20 protein-coding genes are annotated in these 22768 nt (G+C 69.7%); 4 read left to right on the top strand and 16 right to left on the bottom strand.

The genetic code is table 11. The features are described 5' to 3' along the window. Positions 1-363 precede the first annotated feature (363 nt). Together rpoB and G3I41_RS03755 are read left to right on the top strand one after the other, a co-directional pair. Positions 364-3849, top strand: a complete 3486-nt coding sequence (rpoB, locus tag G3I41_RS03760) for a DNA-directed RNA polymerase subunit beta (RefSeq protein WP_018101256.1) — start codon at positions 364-366, stop codon at positions 3847-3849. A 130-nt stretch (positions 3850-3979) separates the two neighbouring features. Further along, positions 3980-7879 carry a DNA-directed RNA polymerase subunit beta' gene (locus G3I41_RS03755; RefSeq protein WP_164398880.1) on the top strand — a complete coding sequence of 1300 codons (3900 nt, stop codon included), beginning with the start codon at positions 3980-3982 and terminating at the stop codon, positions 7877-7879. Positions 7880-7966: 87 nt separating this feature from the next. Here G3I41_RS03755 and G3I41_RS03750 read toward each other — a convergent pair whose 3' ends face one another. The 12 genes from G3I41_RS03750 to G3I41_RS03695 form a co-directional block, all read right to left on the bottom strand. Further along, a complete protein-coding gene (locus G3I41_RS03750; protein ID WP_164398879.1) occupies positions 7967-8227 on the bottom strand; it encodes a hypothetical protein in 261 nt (86 codons plus the stop codon). After that, complete coding sequence (locus G3I41_RS03745) at positions 8214-8465, bottom strand: hypothetical protein (protein ID WP_164398878.1); 252 nt, start codon at positions 8463-8465, stop codon at positions 8214-8216. Before G3I41_RS03745 ends, G3I41_RS03750 begins: the two co-directional genes overlap by 14 nt. 13 nt (positions 8466-8478) lie before the next feature. Beyond that, a complete protein-coding gene (locus tag G3I41_RS03740; RefSeq protein ID WP_164398877.1) occupies positions 8479-9396 on the bottom strand; it encodes a peptidoglycan-binding protein in 918 nt (305 codons plus the stop codon). A 78-nt stretch (positions 9397-9474) separates the two neighbouring features. Further along, a complete protein-coding gene (locus G3I41_RS03735; protein WP_164398876.1) occupies positions 9475-10338 on the bottom strand; it encodes a peptidoglycan-binding protein in 864 nt (287 codons plus the stop codon). Between the two features lie 87 nt (positions 10339-10425). Then, positions 10426-11874 (bottom strand): phage tail protein, encoded by a 1449-nt coding sequence (locus G3I41_RS03730; protein WP_164398875.1) that lies wholly within the window; start codon positions 11872-11874, stop codon positions 10426-10428. Between the two features lie 180 nt (positions 11875-12054). Beyond that, the gene (locus tag G3I41_RS03725; RefSeq protein WP_164398874.1) at positions 12055-12801 is read right to left on the bottom strand and encodes a hypothetical protein; all 747 of its coding nucleotides are present in this window, start codon (positions 12799-12801) and stop codon (positions 12055-12057) included. A gap of 3 nt (positions 12802-12804) precedes the next feature. Next, positions 12805-13929 carry a hypothetical protein gene (locus G3I41_RS03720; RefSeq protein ID WP_164398873.1) on the bottom strand — a complete coding sequence of 375 codons (1125 nt, stop codon included), beginning with the start codon at positions 13927-13929 and terminating at the stop codon, positions 12805-12807. Between the two features lie 10 nt (positions 13930-13939). Then, complete coding sequence (locus tag G3I41_RS03715; protein WP_164398872.1) at positions 13940-15145, bottom strand: hypothetical protein; 1206 nt, start codon at positions 15143-15145, stop codon at positions 13940-13942. Between the two features lie 73 nt (positions 15146-15218). Beyond that, positions 15219-16166: a phage tail domain-containing protein gene (locus G3I41_RS03710; RefSeq protein ID WP_164398871.1), complete on the bottom strand. Its 948-nt coding sequence runs from the start codon at positions 16164-16166 to the stop codon at positions 15219-15221. Positions 16167-16261: 95 nt separating this feature from the next. Next, positions 16262-17545 carry a hypothetical protein gene (locus G3I41_RS03705; protein ID WP_164398870.1) on the bottom strand — a complete coding sequence of 428 codons (1284 nt, stop codon included), beginning with the start codon at positions 17543-17545 and terminating at the stop codon, positions 16262-16264. Further along, entirely contained in the window at positions 17542-18735 is a 1194-nt protein-coding gene (locus tag G3I41_RS03700; protein ID WP_164398869.1) for a phage tail protein, read from the bottom strand. Before G3I41_RS03700 ends, G3I41_RS03705 begins: the two co-directional genes overlap by 4 nt. 80 nt (positions 18736-18815) lie before the next feature. Beyond that, entirely contained in the window at positions 18816-19391 is a 576-nt protein-coding gene (locus G3I41_RS03695) for a hypothetical protein (RefSeq protein WP_164398868.1), read from the bottom strand. Positions 19392-19576: 185 nt separating this feature from the next. On the opposite strand from G3I41_RS03695, the gene G3I41_RS03690 reads away from it, so the two are divergent. Continuing rightward, entirely contained in the window at positions 19577-19972 is a 396-nt protein-coding gene (locus tag G3I41_RS03690) for a hypothetical protein (protein ID WP_164398867.1), read from the top strand. A 54-nt stretch (positions 19973-20026) separates the two neighbouring features. On the opposite strand, the gene G3I41_RS03685 is transcribed toward G3I41_RS03690, so the two are convergent. From G3I41_RS03685 to G3I41_RS03670, 4 genes are all read right to left on the bottom strand, one after another. Next, entirely contained in the window at positions 20027-20374 is a 348-nt protein-coding gene (locus tag G3I41_RS03685) for a hypothetical protein (protein WP_164398866.1), read from the bottom strand. Between the two features lie 65 nt (positions 20375-20439). Next, the gene (locus G3I41_RS03680; RefSeq protein ID WP_164398865.1) at positions 20440-20730 is read right to left on the bottom strand and encodes a hypothetical protein; all 291 of its coding nucleotides are present in this window, start codon (positions 20728-20730) and stop codon (positions 20440-20442) included. Positions 20731-20904: 174 nt separating this feature from the next. Beyond that, positions 20905-21501, bottom strand: coding sequence for a phage tail protein (locus G3I41_RS03675; RefSeq protein WP_164398864.1), 597 nt, complete (start codon positions 21499-21501; stop codon positions 20905-20907). Positions 21502-21631: 130 nt separating this feature from the next. Beyond that, positions 21632-22042, bottom strand: a complete 411-nt coding sequence (locus G3I41_RS03670) for a hypothetical protein (protein WP_164398863.1) — start codon at positions 22040-22042, stop codon at positions 21632-21634. A gap of 438 nt (positions 22043-22480) precedes the next feature. Here G3I41_RS03670 and G3I41_RS03665 point away from each other — a divergent pair, with 438 nt between their 5' ends. Beyond that, positions 22481-22693: a hypothetical protein gene (locus G3I41_RS03665; protein WP_203600153.1), complete on the top strand. Its 213-nt coding sequence runs from the start codon at positions 22481-22483 to the stop codon at positions 22691-22693. Positions 22694-22768: the final 75 nt, after the last annotated feature.

Here is a 22768-nt window from a genome sequence, read left to right as displayed (position 1 = left end):
TGACGAACCGCACGCGGCGCGCAATTCTCAAGGCGCGTCGCCGAATCGATCCGAATCCGAGGCATGGATCGACGGCGGAGCGGGCAGTAAAGAAGAGCGCACCTCGCGCAGGGCTGGACATAGGTGTTGAGAAGAGCTGTTGAGAGCAACGTGGGTCTCTGAAAACCCCGACTGGACATCAGTGTGGCACTTGGCTACACTGACCCTTTGCGCTGCCTGTTAGCTGCCTCCTGCCCGTCACCAGGGGCATACCCATCTTGAGCATCGTGGACCGAGCATCCCTGATCTGGGATTTTCTGCCCTCATGCCCAGTTTGGGACCGGTACGCGCGTAGTGAGTCCGAGCCCTCGGAAGGACCCCCTCTTGGCCGCCTCGCGCAACGCCTCGACCGCGAATACGAACAACGGCGCCAGCACCGCCCCGCTGCGCATCTCTTTTGCAAAGATCAAGGAGCCCCTCGAGGTTCCGAACCTCCTCGCGCTGCAGACCGAGAGCTTTGACTGGCTCCTCGGCAACGCCGCCTGGAAGGCTCGCGTCGAGGCTGCTCTGGACAGTGGACAAGACGTCCCCACCAAGTCCGGCCTGGAGGAGATCTTCGAGGAGATCTCCCCGATCGAGGACTTCTCCGGGTCGATGTCGCTCACGTTCCGCGACCACCGCTTCGAGCCCCCGAAGAACTCGATCGACGAGTGCAAGGAGCGCGACTTCACGTTCGCCGCCCCGCTCTTCGTCACGGCCGAGTTCACCAACAACGAGACCGGCGAGATCAAGTCCCAGACGGTCTTCATGGGCGACTTCCCGCTCATGACCAACAAGGGCACCTTCGTCATCAACGGCACCGAGCGTGTCGTGGTGTCGCAGCTGGTCCGCTCGCCGGGCGTCTACTTCGACTCGTCGATCGACAAGACGTCCGACAAGGACATCTTCTCCGCCAAGATCATCCCCTCCCGGGGTGCCTGGCTGGAGATGGAGATCGACAAGCGCGACATGGTCGGTGTCCGCATCGACCGCAAGCGCAAGCAGTCGGTCACCGTCCTCCTGAAGGCGCTCGGCTGGAGCACCGAGCAGATCCTCGAGGAGTTCGGCGAGTACGAGTCCATGCGCGCCACCCTGGAGAAGGACCACACCCAGGGCCAGGACGACGCGCTGCTCGACATCTACCGCAAGCTCCGCCCGGGCGAGCCGCCGACCCGCGAGGCCGCTCAGACGCTGCTCGAGAACCTCTACTTCAACCCGAAGCGCTACGACCTCGCGAAGGTCGGCCGCTACAAGGTGAACAAGAAGCTCGGCGCGGACGAGCCGCTGGACGCCGGCGTGCTCACCACCGACGACGTCATCGCGACCATCAAGTACCTGGTCAAGCTGCACGCCGGTGAGACCGAGACGGTCGGCGAGTCCGGTCGGACGATCGTCGTCGAGACCGACGACATCGACCACTTCGGCAACCGCCGCCTGCGCAACGTCGGCGAGCTCATCCAGAACCAGGTCCGTACGGGTCTCGCCCGTATGGAGCGCGTCGTGCGCGAGCGCATGACGACCCAGGACGTCGAGGCGATCACGCCGCAGACCCTGATCAACATCCGGCCGGTCGTCGCCTCCATCAAGGAGTTCTTCGGCACCAGCCAGCTGTCGCAGTTCATGGACCAGAACAACCCGCTGTCGGGGCTCACCCACAAGCGCCGTCTCTCGGCGCTCGGCCCGGGTGGTCTCTCCCGTGAGCGGGCCGGCTTCGAGGTCCGAGACGTGCACCCGTCCCACTACGGACGCATGTGCCCGATCGAGACCCCCGAAGGCCCGAACATCGGTCTGATCGGTTCGCTCGCCTCGTACGGCCGCGTCAACGCGTTCGGCTTCATCGAGACGCCGTACCGCAAGGTCGTCGACGGCCAGGTCACCGACGAGGTCGACTACGTCACCGCCGACGAGGAAGACCGTTTCGTCATCGCCCAGGCGAACGCGACGCTCTCCGACGACCTGCGCTTCACCGAGCCCCGCGTCCTGGTCCGCCGTCGTGGCGGCGAGGTCGACTACGTCCCCGGTGGCGAGGTCGACTACATGGACGTCTCGCCGCGCCAGATGGTGTCCGTCGCGACCGCGATGATCCCCTTCCTGGAGCACGACGACGCCAACCGCGCCCTCATGGGCGCGAACATGATGCGCCAGGCCGTTCCGCTCATCAAGAGCGAGGCGCCGCTCGTCGGCACCGGCATGGAGTACCGCTGCGCCACCGACGCCGGTGACGTCCTGAAGGCCGAGAAGGACGGTGTGGTCCAGGAGGTCTCCGCGGACTACATCACCGTCACGAACGACGACGGCACGTACACCACGTACCGCATCGCCAAGTTCATGCGCTCCAACCAGGGCACCTCGGTCAACCAGAAGGTCGTCGTCTCCGAGGGCGACCGCGTCATCGAGGGCCAGGTCCTCGCCGACGGCCCGGCCACCGAGTTCGGTGAGATGGCGCTCGGCAAGAACCTGCTCGTGGCGTTCATGCCGTGGGAGGGTCACAACTACGAGGACGCGATCATCCTGTCGCAGCGCCTCGTGCAGGACGACGTCCTCTCCTCGATCCACATCGAGGAGCACGAGGTCGACGCCCGTGACACCAAGCTCGGCCCCGAGGAGATCACCCGGGACATCCCGAACGTCTCCGAGGAGGTCCTCGCCGACCTGGACGAGCGCGGCATCATCCGCATCGGTGCCGAGGTCGTCGCCGGCGACATCCTCGTCGGCAAGGTCACGCCCAAGGGCGAGACCGAGCTGACCCCCGAGGAGCGCCTGCTCCGCGCGATCTTCGGTGAGAAGGCGCGCGAGGTCCGCGACACCTCGCTGAAGGTGCCGCACGGCGAGATCGGCAAGGTCATCGGCGTCCGCGTCTTCGACCGCGAAGAGGGCGACGAGCTGCCGCCGGGCGTGAACCAGCTGGTCCGCGTCTACGTCGCGCAGAAGCGCAAGATCACCGACGGTGACAAGCTCGCCGGCCGTCACGGCAACAAGGGCGTCATCTCGAAGATCCTGCCGATCGAGGACATGCCGTTCCTGGAGGACGGCACCCCGGTCGACATCATCCTCAACCCGCTGGGTGTCCCGTCCCGAATGAACCCGGGACAGGTCCTGGAGATCCACCTCGGCTGGCTCGCCAGCCGCGGCTGGGACGTCTCCGGCCTCGGTGACGAGTGGGCCAAGCGCCTGCAGGCCATCGGCGCCGACCAGGTCGCCCCCGGCACCAACGTCGCCACGCCCGTCTTCGACGGCGCGCGCGAGGACGAGATCTCCGGTCTCTTCGAGGCCACGATCCCCAACCGCGACGGCATGCGTCTGGTGCAGCCCTCCGGCAAGGCCAAGCTGTTCGACGGCCGCTCCGGCGAGCCGTTCCCGGACCCGGTCTCGGTCGGCTACATGTACATCCTCAAGCTGCACCACCTGGTCGACGACAAGCTCCACGCCCGCTCGACCGGCCCGTACTCCATGATCACGCAGCAGCCGCTGGGTGGTAAGGCGCAGTTCGGTGGGCAGCGATTCGGTGAGATGGAGGTGTGGGCCCTTGAGGCTTACGGCGCCGCTTACGCCCTCCAGGAACTGCTGACGATCAAGTCCGACGACGTCACCGGCCGCGTGAAGGTCTACGAGGCGATCGTCAAGGGCGAGAACATCCCCGAGCCGGGCATTCCCGAGTCCTTCAAGGTGCTCATCAAGGAAATGCAGTCGCTCTGCCTCAACGTGGAGGTGCTGTCCTCGGACGGCATGTCCATCGAGATGCGCGACACGGACGAGGACGTCTTCCGCGCGGCGGAGGAGCTCGGTATCGACCTGTCCCGGCGCGAGCCGAGCAGCGTCGAAGAGGTCTGACGGGTTGGCCGGCCGGATCCCCGTGATCCGGCCGGCTCTCCCCGGACCCGTTCAGACCATTGCTGAAGTGCCCCGATTTTCTCGCGTGACGCGAGGGGGCTCGAACCCCCGAAAGAGGGATTGACGACAAGTGCTCGACGTCAACTTCTTCGACGAGCTGCGGATCGGCCTTGCCACCGCGGACGACATCCGTACCTGGTCCCACGGCGAGGTCAAGAAGCCGGAGACCATCAACTACCGCACCCTCAAGCCCGAAAAGGACGGACTCTTCTGCGAGAAGATCTTCGGTCCGACCCGGGACTGGGAGTGCTACTGCGGCAAGTACAAGCGTGTCCGCTTCAAGGGCATCATCTGTGAGCGCTGTGGCGTCGAGGTCACGCGCGCCAAGGTGCGCCGTGAGCGCATGGGGCACATCGAGCTCGCCGCTCCCGTCACCCACATCTGGTACTTCAAGGGCGTCCCGTCGCGCCTCGGCTACCTGCTGGACCTCGCGCCGAAGGACCTCGAGAAGGTCATCTACTTCGCCGCGTACATGATCACGTTCGTGGACGAGGAGCGCCGCACCCGCGACCTCCCCTCCCTGGAGGCCCACGTCTCCGTCGAGCGCCAGCAGATCGAGAACCGCCGCGACTCCGACCTGGAGAACCGCGCCAAGAAGCTCGAGACCGACCTGGCCGAGCTGGAGGCCGAGGGCGCCAAGGCCGACGTGCGCCGCAAGGTGCGCGAAGGCGCCGAGCGCGAGATGAAGCAGCTGCGCGACCGTGCGCAGCGCGAGATCGACCGCCTCGACGAGGTGTGGAGCCGCTTCAAGAACCTCAAGGTCCAGGACCTGGAGGGCGACGAGCTGCTCTACCGCGAGCTGCGTGACCGCTTCGGCACGTACTTCGACGGCTGCATGGGCGCCGCCGCCCTGCAGAAGCGCCTGGAGTCCTTCGACCTCGACGAGGAGGCCGAGCGCCTCCGCGAGATCATCCGCACCGGCAAGGGCCAGAAGAAGACCCGTGCGCTCAAGCGCCTCAAGGTCGTCTCCGCGTTCCTGCAGACCAGCAACAAGCCCAAGGGCATGGTGCTCGACTGCGTGCCGGTCATCCCGCCGGACCTGCGTCCGATGGTGCAGCTGGACGGTGGCCGCTTCGCGACCTCCGACCTGAACGACCTGTACCGCCGCGTGATCAACCGCAACAACCGCCTGAAGCGGCTTCTCGACCTCGGCGCGCCCGAGATCATCGTGAACAACGAGAAGCGCATGCTCCAGGAGGCCGTGGACGCCCTCTTCGACAACGGTCGTCGCGGTCGCCCGGTCACCGGTCCCGGCAACCGCCCCTTGAAGTCCCTCAGCGACATGCTGAAGGGCAAGCAGGGCCGCTTCCGTCAGAACCTGCTCGGCAAGCGCGTGGACTACTCCGCGCGTTCCGTGATCGTCGTCGGTCCGCAGCTGAAGCTGCACCAGTGCGGTCTGCCGAAGGCGATGGCGCTGGAGCTGTTCAAGCCGTTCGTGATGAAGCGCCTGGTCGACCTGAACCACGCGCAGAACATCAAGTCGGCCAAGCGCATGGTCGAGCGCGGCCGCACCGTGGTGTACGACGTCCTCGAAGAGGTCATCGCCGAGCACCCGGTGCTGCTGAACCGTGCGCCCACGCTGCACCGCCTCGGCATCCAGGCCTTCGAGCCGCAGCTGGTCGAGGGCAAGGCCATCCAGATCCACCCGCTCGTCTGCACCGCGTTCAACGCGGACTTCGACGGTGACCAGATGGCCGTGCACCTGCCGCTCTCCGCGGAGGCGCAGGCCGAGGCCCGCATCCTGATGCTGTCCTCGAACAACATCCTCAAGCCGGCCGACGGCCGCCCGGTCACGATGCCGACCCAGGACATGGTGCTGGGTCTGTTCTTCCTGACCACCGACGGCGAGCTCCGCGACACCAAGGGCGAGGGCCGCGCGTTCGGCTCCACGGCCGAGGCGATCATGGCGTTCGACGCCGGCGAGCTGGCGCTCCAGTCGTCCGTCGACATCCGCTTCCCGGTGGGCACCATCCCGCCGCGTGGCTGGGTGCCGCCGGTCGCCGAGGAGGGCGAGCCCGAGTACCAGCCGGGTGACACCTTCCGGCTGCGGACGAGCCTGGGCCGTGCGCTCTTCAACGAGCTGCTGCCCGAGGACTACCCGTTCGTGGACTACTCGGTCGGCAAGAAGCAGCTCTCCGAGATCGTCAACGACCTCGCCGAGCGCTACCCCAAGGTCATCGTGGCGGCGACGCTCGACAACCTGAAGGCGGCCGGCTTCCACTGGGCGACCCGTTCGGGCGTCACCGTGGCCATCTCCGACGTCGTCGTGCCCGAGGCCAAGAAGGCCATCGTCAAGGGCTACGAGGAGCAGGACGAGAAGGTCCAGAAGCAGTACGAGCGCGGTCTGATCACCAAGGACGAGCGCACGCAGGAGCTCATCGCGATCTGGACCAAGGCGACCAACGAGGTTGCCGAGGCCATGAACGAGAACTTCCCCAAGACGAACCCCATCTTCATGATGGTTGACTCGGGTGCCCGAGGAAACATGATGCAGATGCGTCAGATCGCCGGTATGCGTGGTCTGGTGTCCAACGCCAAGAACGAGACGATCCCGCGTCCCATCAAGGCGTCCTTCCGTGAGGGCCTCACCGTTCTGGAGTACTTCATCTCCACGCACGGTGCCCGTAAGGGTCTGGCGGACACCGCCCTGCGTACCGCCGACTCGGGTTACCTGACCCGTCGTCTGGTGGACGTCTCGCAGGACGTGATCATTCGCGAGGAGGACTGCGGCACCGACCGCGGCCTCAAGCTGAAGATCGCCGTCAAGGGTGCCGACGGCGTCCTCCGCAAGACGGACGACGTCGAGACCTCGGTCTACGCCCGCATGCTCGCCGAGGACGTCGTGGTGGACGGCAAGGTCATCGCGCCTGCCAACGTCGACCTCGGTGACGTCCTGATCGACGCCCTGGTGGGCGCCGGCGTCGAGGAGGTCAAGACCCGCTCGGTCCTGACCTGTGAGTCCGCGGTCGGCACGTGTGCCTTCTGCTACGGGCGCTCGCTCGCCACCGGCAAGCTGGTCGACATCGGTGAGGCGGTCGGCATCATCGCCGCCCAGTCCATCGGTGAGCCCGGTACCCAGCTGACGATGCGTACCTTCCACACCGGTGGTGTGGCCGGTGACGACATCACCCAGGGTCTGCCGCGTGTCGTCGAGCTCTTCGAGGCGCGTACGCCCAAGGGTGTCGCCCCGATCTCCGAGTCCGCGGGCCGTGTCCGCATCGAGGAGACCGAGAAGACCAAGAAGATCGTCGTCACCCCGGACGACGGCAGCGACGAGATCGCCTTCCCGATCTCGAAGCGCGCCCGTCTCCTGGTCGGCGAGGGCGACCACGTCGAGGTGGGCCAGAAGCTCACCGTGGGTGCCACCAACCCGCACGACGTGCTCCGGATCCTCGGTCAGCGCGCGGTCCAGGTCCACCTGGTCGGCGAGGTCCAGAAGGTCTACAACTCGCAGGGCGTGTCGATCCACGACAAGCACATCGAGATCATCATCCGGCAGATGCTCCGCCGCGTGACGATCATCGAGTCCGGCGACGCGGAGCTGCTGCCGGGCGAGCTCGTCGAGCGCTCGAAGTTCGAAACCGAGAACCGTCGCGTGGTCACCGAGGGCGGTCACCCCGCCTCCGGCCGTCCGCAGCTGATGGGTATCACCAAGGCGTCGCTGGCGACGGAGTCGTGGCTGTCCGCGGCCTCCTTCCAGGAGACGACCAGGGTCCTGACGGACGCGGCGATCAACGCCAAGTCCGACTCCCTGATCGGCCTCAAGGAGAACGTCATCATCGGTAAGCTCATCCCGGCCGGTACGGGCCTGTCCCGCTACCGCAACATCCGGGTCGAGCCGACCGAGGAGGCCAAGGCCGCGATGTACTCGGCCGTCGGCTACGACGACATCGACTACTCGCCGTTCGGCACGGGCTCCGGCCAGGCCGTTCCGCTGGAGGACTACGACTACGGTCCGTACAACCAGTAAGCAGTGAGTGAGAAGGGCGCCCATCCCGTCGTGTACGGGGTGGGCGCCCTTCTGTGTGCGGGGCGGGCGCGCGGCCCCGCTGCGGGGTCAGCGCATGGTTTCCCATACGGCGACGGCGAGGGCGGCGGTCGCGGTGAGCGCGCCGATGCTCGCCAGCGGCCAGCGGGAACGTTCCAGCGTGTCGAGACGGGCCTCATGGTCCGCCAGTTGCTTGTCGGTCTGGTCGCTCCGCTGCACCAGCAGCGCGAGCTGGCCGTCGGCGCGGGCGAAGCCGGCCTCCAGCGAGCCCCGCAGGCGTTCCAGCTCCAGGGCGACGGCGACCGGGTTGTTCGGATCAGTCTCGGTCATGGGCGGCTCCCGACGTCTCGTGTCCGGGCGGCTCGGTGCGGAGCCACGCCGGAAGAAGTGCCTGTACGCCCGGTACGGCCATCACGCGGGTCAGCGCCCCCGCGACGGCCAGGGCCCCGGCGACCCAGGGCAGGGCCGCCGGGAGACCGGACGCGTCGACAAGCGCGGGCAGAAGCACGGCAAGGGCGAGGGCGGTCTGGACCACGGTGCGAGCGGTGCGGCGGGCGGCATCGGACATGGCTGCGGACTCCTCATTTCGTGTGCGGGACCTTGAGGGCGTTCCAGGAGGTGCGGCCCGGCACGCCGTCCGCGTCGCTGCCCCGGAAGCCGATCTTGCGCTGCCAGGCGGCGTACGAGCGGCGGTCGGCGTCGGTCCAGCGGGGGCCCGGCCCGACGGCGTAGGACGAGCAGCCCTCGGCGACGAGCCGGCGGCCCATGGCGGTGATGAGCGGCGAGCTGGTGCCGCCGGTGAAGAACGAGGCGCCGGGGAACGCCTGGTACCGGGGGGCGGGCGACCCGCCGGCCGGTCTGCTCGTGGACCCGCCGCTCGCCGGGCCGCGCAGCCGGGCGGCGACGCGGTCCCGCAGTGACGGCATGGTGAAGCCGCGCGGGTCGACCTTCCAGTCGGACCACTCCAGGTGGCCGATGACGCTGCGCGCGCTCCAGCCGTGGGCCCGGCAGATGGCCGCCGAGACACGCTCGATCGCGTCGAGCTGGGCGGCCGGCCAGGTGTCCTCGCCGTCGCCGAGATTGACGCACTCGAATCCGTAGAAGCGGGCGTTGCCGTCGACGGACCCGGCGCTGCCCTCGTGTTCCCGCGGGGCGGGCGGGCGGTCGCCGTAGTCCTCCGCGACGACCCGCCTGAGCACGGCCGGGTCGCCGCCGCCCGCGTGGTTGGCGCGGCCGTTGCCGACGAGGTGGACAGTGCCCGCCTTGTCGATGACGCCGTGGCAGAGCGGGCCGGGCAGGGCGGCGTGGCCGTTGTAGCAGAGTTCGACGGAGGCCTCGGTGCCGCTGCTGACGGTGTGGTGGATCATCACGCCGTTCAGCGGGCCCCAGGCGCCCTTCTGGTTGCGGTTGTGGGTGCGCCAGCTCCCGTGCTCGACGACGTCGACGCCTTCGGCGTGCAACGCGGCGAGCAGGGCCGACGCGGACAGGGGTGTGGCCATGAGAGTCCTTCGGTGGTGGTCCGGGCCGGGAGGGGACGCGGAGCGCGGTGCGCCCTCCCGGCCCGGGGCGGCGCGGGTTCAGGCGGTGCGGGGGACCTTCAGCGCGGCCCAGGAGCCCGCGCCCGGCCAGCCGTCGGCGTCCGCACCGGTGTAGCCGAGCTTCCGCTGCCACAGGGCGTACGAGGCGCGGTCGGCCTCGCTCCACTGCGGGCCGGGGCCGTCGGTGTACGCGGAGCAGCCCTCGGCCACGAGACGGCCGCCCATCGCGGCGACGATCGTGGAGCGGGGCGCCGACGTGAAGAACGCGGCGCCCGGGAACGGCTGGTAGCGCTCGGCGTTGCCGCCGGGAGCGGCGGACAGCAGCGCGGCCACCCGGGAGCGCATCGACGCCATGCTGAAGCCCTTGGGGTCGATCTTCGTGTTGGTCCACTCCAGGTGGCCGATGACCGAGGCGGCACTCCATCCGTGCGCTCGGCAGATCGCGGCCGACACCCGCGCGACGGCCTCCAGCTGGGCCTCGGGCCACGGGTCGGAGCCGTCGCCGAGGTTGACGCATTCGAAGCCGTAGAAGCGGGCGTTGCCGTCGGTGTTGTTCTCGTCCGGGGCGGGCAGCGCGGTCTCGTCCACGACCGCGGCCAGCACGTCGTCGTCGCCGAGACCGGCGTGGTTGGCGCGGCCGTTGCCGACGAGGTGGACGGTGCCGGCCTTGTCGATGACGCCGTGGCAGAGCGGGCCGGGGAGGCCCGCGTAACCGTCGTAGCAGAGGGCGACGGAAGCATCGGTGCCGGAGGTGACGGTGTGGTGGATGACCACGCCGTGCACCGGGCCCCAGGCGCCCTGGGTGTCGCGGTTGTGGTTGCGCCAGTCGCCGTACTCGACGACCTCCGCACCTTCGGCGGTCAGCGCGCCGACGAGCGCGTCCGCGGTGAGCGGAGTTGCCATGGTTGCTCCTTCGGGGGTGGGGGTGGGGGTGGCGGGGCGGCGGGCCGGCCGGTGCGCGGGGGACACGCACCGGCCGGCCGCGGGGGGTCAGGAGACGGCGGCCCAGATGGCGTTGGCGTCCGGGACGATGGTCGACGGGGTGAACGAGTTGGGCAGCGAGGTCAGGCCGGTGGCGGCGAGCCGGGCGTGCCGGACGAAGGCGCCGGGCATCCGCGCGCTGCCGCCCGGCCTGTTGCCGACGCTCGCGCCGACCATGAAGGCGGGACCGTTGGTCTTCGGGTCGGGGCCGTTGATGAGCAGCGCCACCCAGTAGTTGCCCGCGTCGGCGACGTAGGCCGTGGTCAGCTTGAGGACGAAGGTGGTGCCCTCGGTCTTGGTGATCAGCTTGTCGAGGGTGCCGGTGACCCCGACCTGCGCCCCGCCGCTGGTGTAGAGACCGGCGTACGAGGTGGCGGCGAGACCGCCCCCCGCGAAACCGGGCACGTAGAAGACGACGTTCTTGATGGTCGCCTCGGTGGTCAGGGGCACGCCGATGAGGTAGACGGTGCCGTTGATGCAGTACTGCGGGTTGGTCACCGAGGATGCCGCCGGGTCGAACGCCCATGCCTTGAACCCGAGCGAGGCCGGCGTCCAGGTACCGGAGGAAGCCACCGTGTCCACGTACGAGCGGCGCACCAGCTGGTTGGCGTCGACCGGATCGGCGGAGACGGTGGGGAGGGTGGAGAACGTCTTGGTCCCGGCGATGGTCTGGTTGCCGCTGAGCAGGACGGCCTGGTCGGCGGAGACCGCCCCGAGATCGCCCGGCGTCAGGGTGATGGCGCCGGTCTGTCCGTTGACGGAGGTGACGGGCGCGGCACCGATGGCCAGGTACCGGGTGTCGGCGGAGGCCGGGGTGAGGGCGCCCAGGTCGGCCGCGGCAAGGGTGACGGCCCCGGTCTGTCCGTTGACCGAGGTGACGCCTTCGCCGGTGCCGTCCGGCAGTTGGGTGCGGGGCACCTTGCCCTCGGCGTCGAGCTGGGCGACCCCGCCGGCCCGGCCGGCGTCGGAGGTGGCGACGGCGCCGATGTCGGCAGCCGCCAGGATGATGTCGCTCTCGGAGTATCCGTTGACCGAGCGCACCGGGCCCGTGGGGCCCTGCGGCCCCGGCTCGCCCTGCGGCCCCGCGGGGCCGGGCACGGCCACGTACTGGGTTCCGGCCGGGTCGGCGGGGGCGATGTCGGCGAGGTCGATCTCGGCCACGGAGGCCGGCAGGGCGATGCGGTAGGTGCGGTTGCGGCCGACGCCGACAATGCGCTCGGTGACGGTGTACGTCCAGCCGAACGGGTTCCAGCCCTCGGTGTCGGTGGCCGGGAGCGTGACGGTGATCCTGCCCTCGGAGTCGAGTGAGGCCGAGGTGGGACCGCCGACGAAGAGGTCGGCGTCGGAGTGGGTGAGCAGCGCCGGTGGCTGGAACTGGACGTTGCCGCTGAGAGGGCGGCCGTCGAGCGAGAGGTACTGGGCGGTGACCCGGACGGTCGGGATGGATTCGGGCAGCACGGGAACTCCGGTCTCTGGCAGGTGTCGGGAAGGGGGAGGGGCGTGCCGGGGCGCACCGCCCTCGGGGCGGGGGCGGGCCCGGGGACGCGGTGTGGCGCGGGCGCACAGCCCCCGGGCGGGACACACCCCGCCCGGGGGCTGTGCGGTGGGCCGGCAGGCCGGCTGTCGGGCGCGCCCGGGTCAGGACTGCACGCCGTACAGCCCGCGTGGCAGGCAGGCGACGGTGTCGCCGGCGGCCGCGACCTTGGCCTGGATCTCGAAGGCCACCGTGTCGCCGAAGGACGCCGGCAGGTCCTCCACCAGGGTCGCGGTGAGATCGGCCGTCTGTCCCGCGGTTCCGGTCAGGGTCTGCTCCGCACCGACCACGGTGCCGTTGACGAGCAGCCGGACGGCCGCTCCCACGGACCCGGAGACCGCCAGCACGCAGTACACCTTGGGGTGCTGGGCGAAGCCCGGGCCCGCGTAGAGCGTGGTCCAGCCGGTCGAGCCGGTGGACTCCCAGGTCGCTCTGCTCACCGGGGCGGGGGTCGGGAACGGCAGGTAGGGGCGGGCCATGCCGCCGCGGGACGCGTCGGTCGCGAGGACGGTGTCGCCTCGGTGGTCGAGGACGCGCAACGCCTGCACCGGGGAGTTCACCGGGTCCGCCGTGATCAGGGACAGGGCCAGCGAACCGTCGTCGCGCCGGAGCTCCAGGCCCTGCTGGTACGCCTTGGCCGCGCTGTCGCGGTCCGGCTGCACCCGGCCGACCAGCAGCAGGTCCTCGCCGTGCGAGGTCCTGGCGCGGATGCGGCCCCGGTCGCCGACGACGATGTCGCCGCTGTCGACCTGGTTCATCGCCGGACTGCTGTTGGCGCTCGCCATCAGTCCGCGGATGCGGCGCTCGATCTCCCGGACGCGGTCGAGGAGATCGGTGGGAACGGGGGCCATGTCCTACACCCCTTCCAGATAGAGGGTCGCCGTCTCGGCCTTGCTGCGCTGCGGCGGCTCCACCGCGATGCCGACGATCCGGTACTGCTCGTCCTGCGGCTCCTGATGCCACAGGTCGCGCAGCCGCAGCCGGATGCGGGCACCGAGCAGTGCCGGCGTGATCCGGCCGTCCAGCCGGACGGTGATCTCCGGGATCACCTCCGGCAGGCGCTGGCGGGCCAGCTCGGCCCCGGCCAGGGACCGCAGCGTCGTCGCGTCGGTGACCCCGCTGTGGTCCGACGTGGACTCCAGCCGGGGCCAGCCGGCCGCGAGGTCCTCGGGCGACTCGACGGAGACGGTGAGCGGCTGCGACTCCTCCGCCTGATCGCTGTTGGGCGAATCGCCGCGCGCCACCCACACGTCGGCCTGCACGGTGGAGTCGGCCGGCAGGCTGTAGGCGATGACCTGGCCCGGGTGGTCCAGGACGATGTCGGAGGCACCGGCGGCGATCAGCGGATGCCCGAGCTGGAGGCGCTTGGCGCGCCCGCCCTCGGCGTCCCGGTAGCAGTGCACCCGCCACTCGAACCCGTTGTCCAGCCGCGCCAGCTGGTCCAGCAGCTCCCTGACCCGGGACAGCGAGGAGTAGGCGAAGGAGCAGTCCCGCGCCACGCCGGACATCTCGTTGCCGAGCTGGATCCCGATGTCGCCGCCGGGCTGCTCCTGGGCGTGCGCGACGAGCAGCCGCGCGATCTCGAACTGGTCGAGCGCCGTGTAGGAGACGTCCTTCGCCAGGATGCGGTGGTCCAGGTACGAGTCGAAGGTGCCGGCCTGGAACTGCGCCTGCAGCCGGCCGCGTTCGTCACTGGCGGGGGTGCAGGTCCACAGCACCCCGCCCCACCAGATGTCACCGTCGCGCTCCAGCCACACCGCGGTGCGGCCGGGTACCAGTGCCGCCCTGGCGCGGCGGGCCAGGGCGGCGTCCGGCAGCGGGACCGTCGCCGACAGCGATCCCGACTTGCCGATGTAGTCGTCGAACTTGGTCTCCGTCAGCGGCAGCACGTCCACCACCTGATCGGTGCGCAGGTCGCAGAAGACCGCCCGGTAGACGGGGGTGAGCGGGGTGTACGCCGTACGGGGGGAACTCGTCACGCGGCCCTCCTCAGAGCATCGGGTCGACGCGGATGAACCGGTTGTCGAACCAGTGGTTGTTGGTCGTGGCGCTGGAGGAGTACGCGGAGACGGCGGAGTACTGGGCGCCGGCCTGGAGGCCGGTGACCGGGAAGACCGTGCTCACGGACTGGTTGCCCCGGCCGGTGTCGATGGCCGACCGGGTCTCGTCGGCGCCGAGACCGGTGACCAGGACGCCGTTCTTGCGGATGTTGGCGGACATCCGTCCCCAGCCGCCCTCCACCGACGGCTGCCCCTGGAAACCGAGGTGGACGAGGACGCTGCCGGACACCGGAGCGGTGAACGTGGTGGTGATCGTCGGACCGTTGGTGCCGGTGAGCGTCTCCGACCAGGTGGTGTTCACGCAGTAGCCGCCGTCGTTGTTGTACGCGAACGCCGGGCTCGGCATCGCGAGGACCCAGGCGGTGCCGTTCCAGCGCTCCAGGCGGCCGTTGTTGTCCCGGTACTGGCCGACGTATCCGCCGGTGGCGAGCCGCCCGGTCGGGGCGATGCCGCCGATCTGGTCCGGGTATCCGACCCAGTTGCCGCCGTCCCAGCGCTGGAGCTGGGTGCCGATGTCGCGGTACTGCCCCGGGTAGGCGCCGGGTTCGCCGGTGTTCCCGTACAGCGGCAGAATGCCGCCGGCCGCGACGGTGCTGGTGCGCAGATTGGCGACGGCGGACGCCCAGGCGATGCCGCCGGTGCCGACCGAGGCCCCGGCCGGGACCTGCACGGTTGCCAGCGGGAGGGAGGCGGGCGGGGTCTGCGGGACCTGCGGGTTGCCGTCGGGAGCGCCCTGGACCACTTCCAGGACGGCTTCGGTGCGGCCGGACTTGTCGACCTGGGCGTCGTAGATCCGCAGGACGAGCAGGTCGACGCGCGGGTTGTTGGCATCGCCGTCGGCGAGGACCACGGTGGTGTAGTCGGTGAGGACGACCGGGTAGGCCCCGGCGGCCTCACTGCCCTGGACGACGGCACGGCCGGGGGCGATCGTCGCCGTCATGCCGGCGGTGGAGCTGAAGACGTAGAACGCCGACATCAGGGACTTGCCGTCGGGTGAGCCCGGGATGATGCCGCTGCGGCTGGCGAGCCCGCTCGTCGGGACCATGGTGCCGGTCGGGGCGAGCCGGGTGTCGGCGCGGGACTGGCCGGACTCGGCGTCGGTGCGGTTGACGAGCCATGCGCTGCGCACGGGCATGAGGTCCTCCTGGAGGGGTCTGCGGGGTCGTTCTTCTTGGCGGGACTGCGGTCTGCGGAGCGGCGGGGGCCGGTCACCAGTGCCCGTCGCGCCAGCGGACGGTGACGGAGGCGTCCGGGGACGCGGTGACGTCGTCCGAGCGGAAGGCCAGGTCGGTGGTTCCCGGTTCGAGCTGGAACAGCTGCTCGGGCGTCGAGTCCGGGGTGGCGGTGTAGATGCGGGACGCGGTGTCGTTGAGCAGCACCGTGCCGGCCTCGGTGTCGACCGAGAGGATGTCCCCGGCGCCCAGGGCCAGGGCGTACTGGAGCTGGCGGCCGTCGGAGAGCCGGGTCAGCGAGGGGCGCTGCACCGGTCCGCGGAACTCGACCACGGGACGTACGGCCGCGCCCCCGCGGTTGACCGCCGTGATCGAGCCGGCGGCACCGTTCGACCCCCAGCTCAGCGGCCACACCAGTCCGGATCCGGCGTCGTCGTTCCAGGTCATCCCGGACTCGTTGACCGGCAGTCCGGTGATCGCCTCGTGGTGGACGGTGCCGTAGCGGCGCGGGTCGGTGGCCGTCCACTGGATGCTGACCTTGGCGAATCCCTGGAGGGCGTAGGAACGGTCCTGCGGTACGACGCGCCGGCTGACCCTGGCCCGGACCGCGAGGGTCTCGCCCAGCAGCCGGACGGCGAGCCAGCGCTCCCGGCCGTCGGGGCCGGTGGCGGCGCGGAACGCGGTCGCGGTGGCGAGCGGATCGGTCCCGGCCGGCGGGGCGAGCCAGACGGTCGCCCCGACGAGCCGCGGCTGCGCCCAGCGGTCGCCGGGCCAGGAGCCGTGCTGGTCCGGCCGGAGCACGTCACCGAGGTCCAGTTCGGGCAGGTCTTCCCAGCCGGTGACACCGCTGCGGTCGACCGGGTAGGGAGTCCCGGCGCCCATGAGGAGGTCGCCCCACTGGATCTGGCCGTCGCGGGTGATCAGTGAGCCGGGGTCGGTGTCGTCGGAGAGGGGGTTCGGGAGGGTGGAGACGGTATCGGCCATGTCGGGCCGTCACCTCGCTTCGGGGCTTGGCGTACGGGCGGGGGCACCGTGCGGGCGGCGTCGGATCCTGGAGGACCCGTCGTACGGACCGGGGTTCAGGCCGCGGTGCGGTACAGGAAGAGCAGGTCGTTCGCGACGGTCAGCGGGCTGCTGCCCTCCCGCTCCTCGTACACCCGGACCCCGGGGCGGCCTGCGAAGAAGGCGGGCCCGGTGGTGGCGGAGGCGCCGGACGGCGCGGGGAGGTAGCGGCCGAGCTGCGAGAGCGGCTGTACGGAGGAGGCTCCGGGCACGGCGGCCGGCAGCACGACACCGCCCTCGGCGAGCTGCGGGACCTTCGACAGGTGCACACCGAACTTCTTGCCGAAGAAGCTGAAGCTCAGGTGGTTGAGCCCGTCGATGATCCAGTTGGCGAAGGCGATCAGGCCCTTGACGGGGCCGGTGATGACACCGGCGACGGTCTGGATGCCGGTGGACATGAAGGTGCCCATGCCGTGCAGGGACTTCGACAGGGCGTCGCGCACCCGGGTGAAGGCCGAGGGGAGTGTCTTCGTCAGCCAGTTGAGCGTCGGCTGGACGACGCCCCTGAAACCGTTCCAGGCGCCCCTGACGATCGAGGTGACCGCACGGGTCGCCGAGGAGACGGTGCTCCGCGCGCCCTCGAAGCCGGACCTGAGCCCGGAGCCGATGCTCTTCAGGACGGCGCCGACGGTCCCGCGCACCCCTTCGAACACCGCGGACACGGTCTTCGCCCAGCCCTTGATGACCGGAACCATGAACTCCAGGACGGTGCGGAACATGTCCAGCGCGGACTGGAAGACCTGCTGGATCACCTTCTGGCCGGTGGCGGAGTTCATCGCGTAGTCGATGAGCAGGGCGACCAGCGGGGTGACGATCCCGAGGACGAAGCCGAGCGGGTTCGCCCTCATGGCCGTGTTGATCCCGGTCATGACGACGGAGCCGACGGTCATGGCGACGCCGAAGGCGGTCATGGCCTTCGTGACCGCGGGGGTGTACGTGCCGAACAGGTCGGTCATCGACCCGAAGGCCCCGGCGCCGGCGACGAGCGCGCCGAGGACGCCGACCGGGCCGCGGATCCGGCCGGCGCCGGCGCGGACGCGGGTGGCGGCGGTCGCGGTGGAGGTGCCGAGTCTGCGCACGGAGCCGCCCGCGCGTGTCGCCGCCGTACGGAACTGCCGGAGCGCGGGTGCGGTGGTGGCCGTCAGCGTGACCATTCTGCCGAGCGGGGCACGGGCGCCGACGAGCCCGCGCCGCAGGCTCTGGACGGAGGTGCCCGTCCGGAGTGCCGCGGTGCGGAAGTCGTCCAGGGCGGCGGCGGGCCGGGCGCCACCGGACGTCGGGTCCCGGCGGACGCGTTTCATCCCCGGGCCTTCGAGAGGAACAGCAGCGCGGTGGCGGTGTCCTGGACACTGCTGCTCGACGCCTCGTAGTACTGCTCGATGTAGAAGCCGCCGTCGGTGGCCGCGGCGCCGGCGCCGAGCTGGCCCGCCCTGGTGGTGTGGCCCAGAAGGCGGCTGAGCTTGGAGAGCGGCAGTACCGCCTCGGCTTCACCGGCCTCGGCGACGATGGTGTGGACACCGCCGTTGCGCGGCTGGATGATGCCGCCCTGGGCGAGGCGGGGGATGGTCGGCAGGTGGATGCCGAAGGACTTCCCGCCGACGACGGGCACCCAGCCGGGGACCGAGACCTTGATGCCGTTCAGCTTGCCGATCGCGGAGTTGATCAGGCCGATCACGGCGTTGATCGGGCCCCTGACCGCGTTCTTGATGGCGCCGAACGCGTTGCTCGCGATGGACTTCAGGCCGTTCCACGCGCTGGACAGCTTGTTCTTGACGGCGGTGAACGCGGCGGGGACCACGCTCCTGATCCAGTTGACCACCGGCGAGATGACGGACTTGATGCCGTTCCAGACGCTGCTGACGACCTTCTTCACGGCGTTCATGGCCGTGGTGATGATCGTCTTCCAGAGGGTGAAATAGGTCTTGATGACGGTGGCGACGGCCTTGACGACCACGGAAACCGCCGTCTTGATCCCGTTCCACACGCTCTTCATCAGCTTGCCGGCCGACTTCATGATCGGGCCGACTGCCTTCATCACCGTGGTGATCACGCTCTTGATGACGCCGAAGGCGGTCTTGAGGACCTTCTGCATCGTCTTCGACTGCATCGCCATGTCCACGACCTTGGCGATCAGCGGAGCGAGCAACGCCATCAGGACGCCGATGAGGTTGCCCTTCATCGACTTGTTCAGCCCCTTCATGCCCTTGTCGGCCTTGGCCGCGCCGGACTGGAAGGTGCCGATCTGCTTGCCGCCGGTCTGACCGGCCTTCCCTGCCTTGGTCAGGGACTTCCCGGCCTTGTCCGCCGCCTGCTGGAGCGACTTCAGCTCCTTGGCGGACTTCTGGGAGGAGGACTTGAGGCCGGCGATGCCGCTGTTGCCGCTCTGGGTGCTCTGCTTGAGGCCGGCTGCCGCCCGGCCGGCCTGGTCGAGATTGGTCTTGAAACCGCGGAGACTGGTCGCGGCCTTCTTGAGTGTGGCTGTGAACGCCATTCCATGTCCGATCGTTCATCGGCCTGTCCGGCCGATCGGCTTGCGGTGCCGGAATGTGGAGGAGATGCGGACCGGAGCGGTCAGGCGAACTCGGCGAGAAGCCCGTCGACCTTCGTGTGCAGCCCGTCGATCGCGGTGCCGAGCTTCTTCGTCGCCGCTTCGATCCGGGCGACCGAACGATTGGTCCATTCGGTGTCGGGGGCCGACATCTGGGTGACCTCGGTGCTCTCCAGCTTGGGCAGCAGCCCGCTCTTGGTCGTGGAGATCTTCTTTCCCTTTTTCTCCAGGAAAGTTTTCAGTGCGACATCGAACTGGAGGATTTTCAGTCCGAGGGCGCCCACGAGTGCGAGACCCAGGGTCACGACCGTCGTCATCGAGAACGATGAAGTGGCGAGGCTCTTGACGCTCTCCACGATCTCCTTGGGTATCAAGCCCTGCAAGAGGGTCTCGAAGGCGCCGGGCTCGCTCTTCTTCTCGGCGGCGGGAGCCGCGGACCCGCCGCCCGTGGAGGATTTCTTCAGTTCGGCGATCTGTTTGCCGATGTACTCTTCCGTGGCCAGCCGGTTCGTGCCCGTTCCCGGGATGGAGTCCCTGACACCCTTGATTGCCTGAAGGATCTCCGTGTCTTTGGTGAGAAGTTCTTCGTTGGTCGTCATCGAGCTGCCTTTCCTGGCCCATGGACATGCGGGCGAGTACGAGATGCGAGCGAGAATGCTCCGGTAAGTGGCATTTGCGAATGGCTGTCCGGTCGCTTGCCAGGCCGTTTCTTCCCGGTTCCGGAGTCTGTTGCCAACGGCGGTGACACCATGTCATCATCGACAAAAAAGAGTCCGGAGGGTCTGTGGTGTTCAACGTTTTCGGAGTGATTTTCGCTCTTGCGATTCTTGCTCTTATTTCCTTCGGAGTTCCGTACCTCAGGCAGGCCCCGCTGCGGAAAAGGGGGGTGCGCACATGGGGATGGGAGGCGTCCAGGTCGGTTCCCGAGGGCGGGAAGATAACCGTGCGGTACGGGTATGACGGGCAGGACGGCGGGCTGCACAGCATTCCGATGACCGGTCTCACCACGCAGCCGTCCGGATCGCAGGAGATCATCTACGACCCGGAGAATCCGAAGCGCGCCGAATTCGTTTCCCGTATGCCGGAGAACGTGAAGGGGAGGCGCAACCTCCTCATGGTTCTGCTGGCCGTGGCATGTGTGTCGCTGGTCCTGGGCCTTATCGGTGCGGTGACGGGCTGAGGGTGCCCGTCCCGCCGGCCGCCCCGGGGAGCGGGGACGGCCGGCGGAGGCGGTTCACCCGAAGAACCGGGCCAGCTCCGAAGGGTCCGGGACGGCCGGCGGAGCGTCGGCGGACGCGGCGTCGCCGTCCCGGTCGTCACGCTCGTGCGCGTCACCCGGCCGCGGAACCGGCACCGGCTGTTCCGCAGGGTCGGACTCCCCGTCGCCGTTGACGACGGAGAACATCCAGTTGGCCGCGGCGAGATGGTCCACGACCGCCGCGAGCAGGTAGTCGGTGACGGACCATTCGGCGGCTTCGCCGTCGGTGTCGCGGATGGTGGCGCTGTCCCGCGGAAGGTGCTTGATCAGGATCGCGAGCCGGCGGGAGGAGAGCTGTCCCCGGTGCCAGTCGAGCAGATCCACCCCGTAGTGCCGGAGCAGATCGGCTTCGAGAGCCTCGGCGTGTTCGTCGGCGAACGCGACGAGGCTCAGTCTTCCCCCAGGCCGAGCCCGGTCTCCCTGCCGTACGCCTCAAGGATCGCGGCGATGTCCTGCATGGTGACGTCCAGCTGCTCGAAGCGCGCGAACTGCTTCTTGCCCAGCAGGAGTTCGAGCAGGCCGTCGACGTCGTTGTCGTCCAGGCCGCGCAGTGCCCGGGCGGTGACGCGGGTCAGCTCGGTCGGCAGCTCGAAGGTGTCGCCGTCGATGGTGAACGACCAGGCGCGGCCGAGGGCCTCCATGCGCTGGGCGCGGGCTGCGGACACGTCGAAGGTGGCCATGGGGTCTCCGTTTCGGGAAGGGGGGCCGCGCCGACGGCCCGGTCGGGCGTCGCGGTACGGCGGGGCTTCGGTGTGTGCGGACGTGCGGTACGGGAGCCACGGGGCGCCGGTACGCCGGGCGGGCCGGAGCACGGCGCCCCGTGGAGGTGCGCCCCCGGAGACGGGGGCGGGGGGTCACGCCTTGGCGTACGCCGGGTCCTTCATGACGAAGGTCGCCAGCGGCTGGGTCTCGCCGGAGGACAGTGCCGTGAAGGTGACGCCCAGCGAGGCGGCTGCCTTGCGGGCCAGCTTGATGTCGTCCGACGCGGTGACCTGGCCGCGAGGGATCACGAACCGGTAGGTGACGTCGAGGCCGTCGTGGAACTCCAGGCCGAGGGCGCGCTCGTCGAACTGCGGGCCGTCCGGCACGCTGTAGGAGTAGACGCCCGGGTTCTCGGTGGCGTTCACCGCCGAGACCGTGTCGCCGCCCATGAAGAACGGCAGAGTGTCCTCGTTGAACTGGAGCATGGCGAACTTCAGCGTCAGGTCGCGGTCCGCGTAGATGAAGCGGGCCGGGCTGACCGCCTGCCACGTCTCGACCGGGTCGAGCTTGTCCTTCTTGGAGAAGGTCACGCCGTCGGTGGACGTGTAGCCGAGGTCACGCCACACCGCGCTGTCCCAGTCGGCCGCCGGGTCGTTGGAGAAGGCGGTCGGCGCCGGGGTGCCGGCCGGGGCCACGAGGATGCGGCCCGTACCGGCGATGCGGATCTCGGACGAGTTGTTACCAGCCATGAAGGTGGCTTCCTTTCCAGGGGTGGTGCCCCCGATCGGGGGCCGCCGTATCCGGGACGGGTACGGCGAAGGCCCCGCCGAGTCGGTTCGGCGGGGCCTGGTTCGTGGGGCGTCGCGCGGCGCGGGGCCGTCAGTCCGTGCGGACGGTGAAGCGGAGGACGCAGATGTACCGGTTGGCGCCCGCGTAGATGTAGTCGGGCAGCCAGCGCGGGCCGTCCTCCTCGGCCACCTCGCTGACGAACGAGGTGCCGAAGACGGTGCCGGTCGCGGCGAGCAGGGCGGCGCGGGCCGCGTTGGCCAGGGTGTGGGCCACCGACTTCTCCGGCCCGTAGACCTCCAGCTGGATCAGCGGGCGGTCCACGTGCAGGTCGTCGACCCAGGCGCCGCCCATGCGGGAGATCAGTACGGCCTTCTGCGTCCCGTCGAAACCCGCCGGTGGCGCGTCGTCGACGTACGCGTCCGTCAGCTCCGGGCGGGCCCTGAGCAGGTCCCGGACGATCGCCTGGACGTCCGGGAACGTCCCTGGCGCGGATGAGGGCATGGTGTCACTCCTTCTCTGTACGGACCGAGGACGGACGTCCGTGCGTACGGCCCGTACGCACGCCGGACACGACGGCGGCGGAACCGTGCCTCCGGAGGGAGGTGGGCACAGCTCCGCCGCTGCACTCATAGTGATCCATGAATTGCGTGCGCGCAACCAACTTTGCCGAGCGCGGCCCGTTCGGCGGGTGTTCGAACCCCCCGGGCGCTGGGGAGGGGCGGGCGCGCGGCGCGGCGTCATATGCCGGTCATCCGTGCCCGGTTCTGCGCTACTCTGAAAAACCGATTCGAACATAGATTCGATCGAATCGAACATGGCATGGGCCGACGCAGGCGTGAGGACGGTGTGAGTCGTGACGACGAACAGCGGATGGAGGCCGGTCTCCGGCGGTGAGCAGTCGTGGTGACCGGGGAGCCGGGAGAGCGGCTTGCCGACGTCATGGCCGCCGCCGTCACGGTGGCCGTGGAGTCGGCGGAAGCCGGCCGTTATACCGGAGAGGTGGGCAGAACCCTGGCCGCGGTCGTGGGGGAGGTGGGAGCCCGGATCGTCGGAGAGGCCGAACTGCGCGGATTCTCCAGCGGCTGGCAGGAGGCGATGGCGGTGAGACCCGCCGGAGTGCGCCCTCTCCGGGCCGCCCGGGCCCACGCCTGAGGCTCGGCCCCGCCCGGGCTGCCCGGACCCCGCCGCGCACGGCCGCGTACGGCCCGTGCGCGCGCCGCGCCGAGG

It is taken from the genome of Streptomyces sp. SID9727 (assembly GCF_010550605.1).
In the GTDB taxonomy this organism is placed as follows: domain Bacteria; phylum Actinomycetota; class Actinomycetes; order Streptomycetales; family Streptomycetaceae; genus Streptomyces.
The sequence above is the reverse complement of the archived record's forward strand: the minus strand, read 5'-3'. Positions and strand labels throughout refer to the sequence as shown.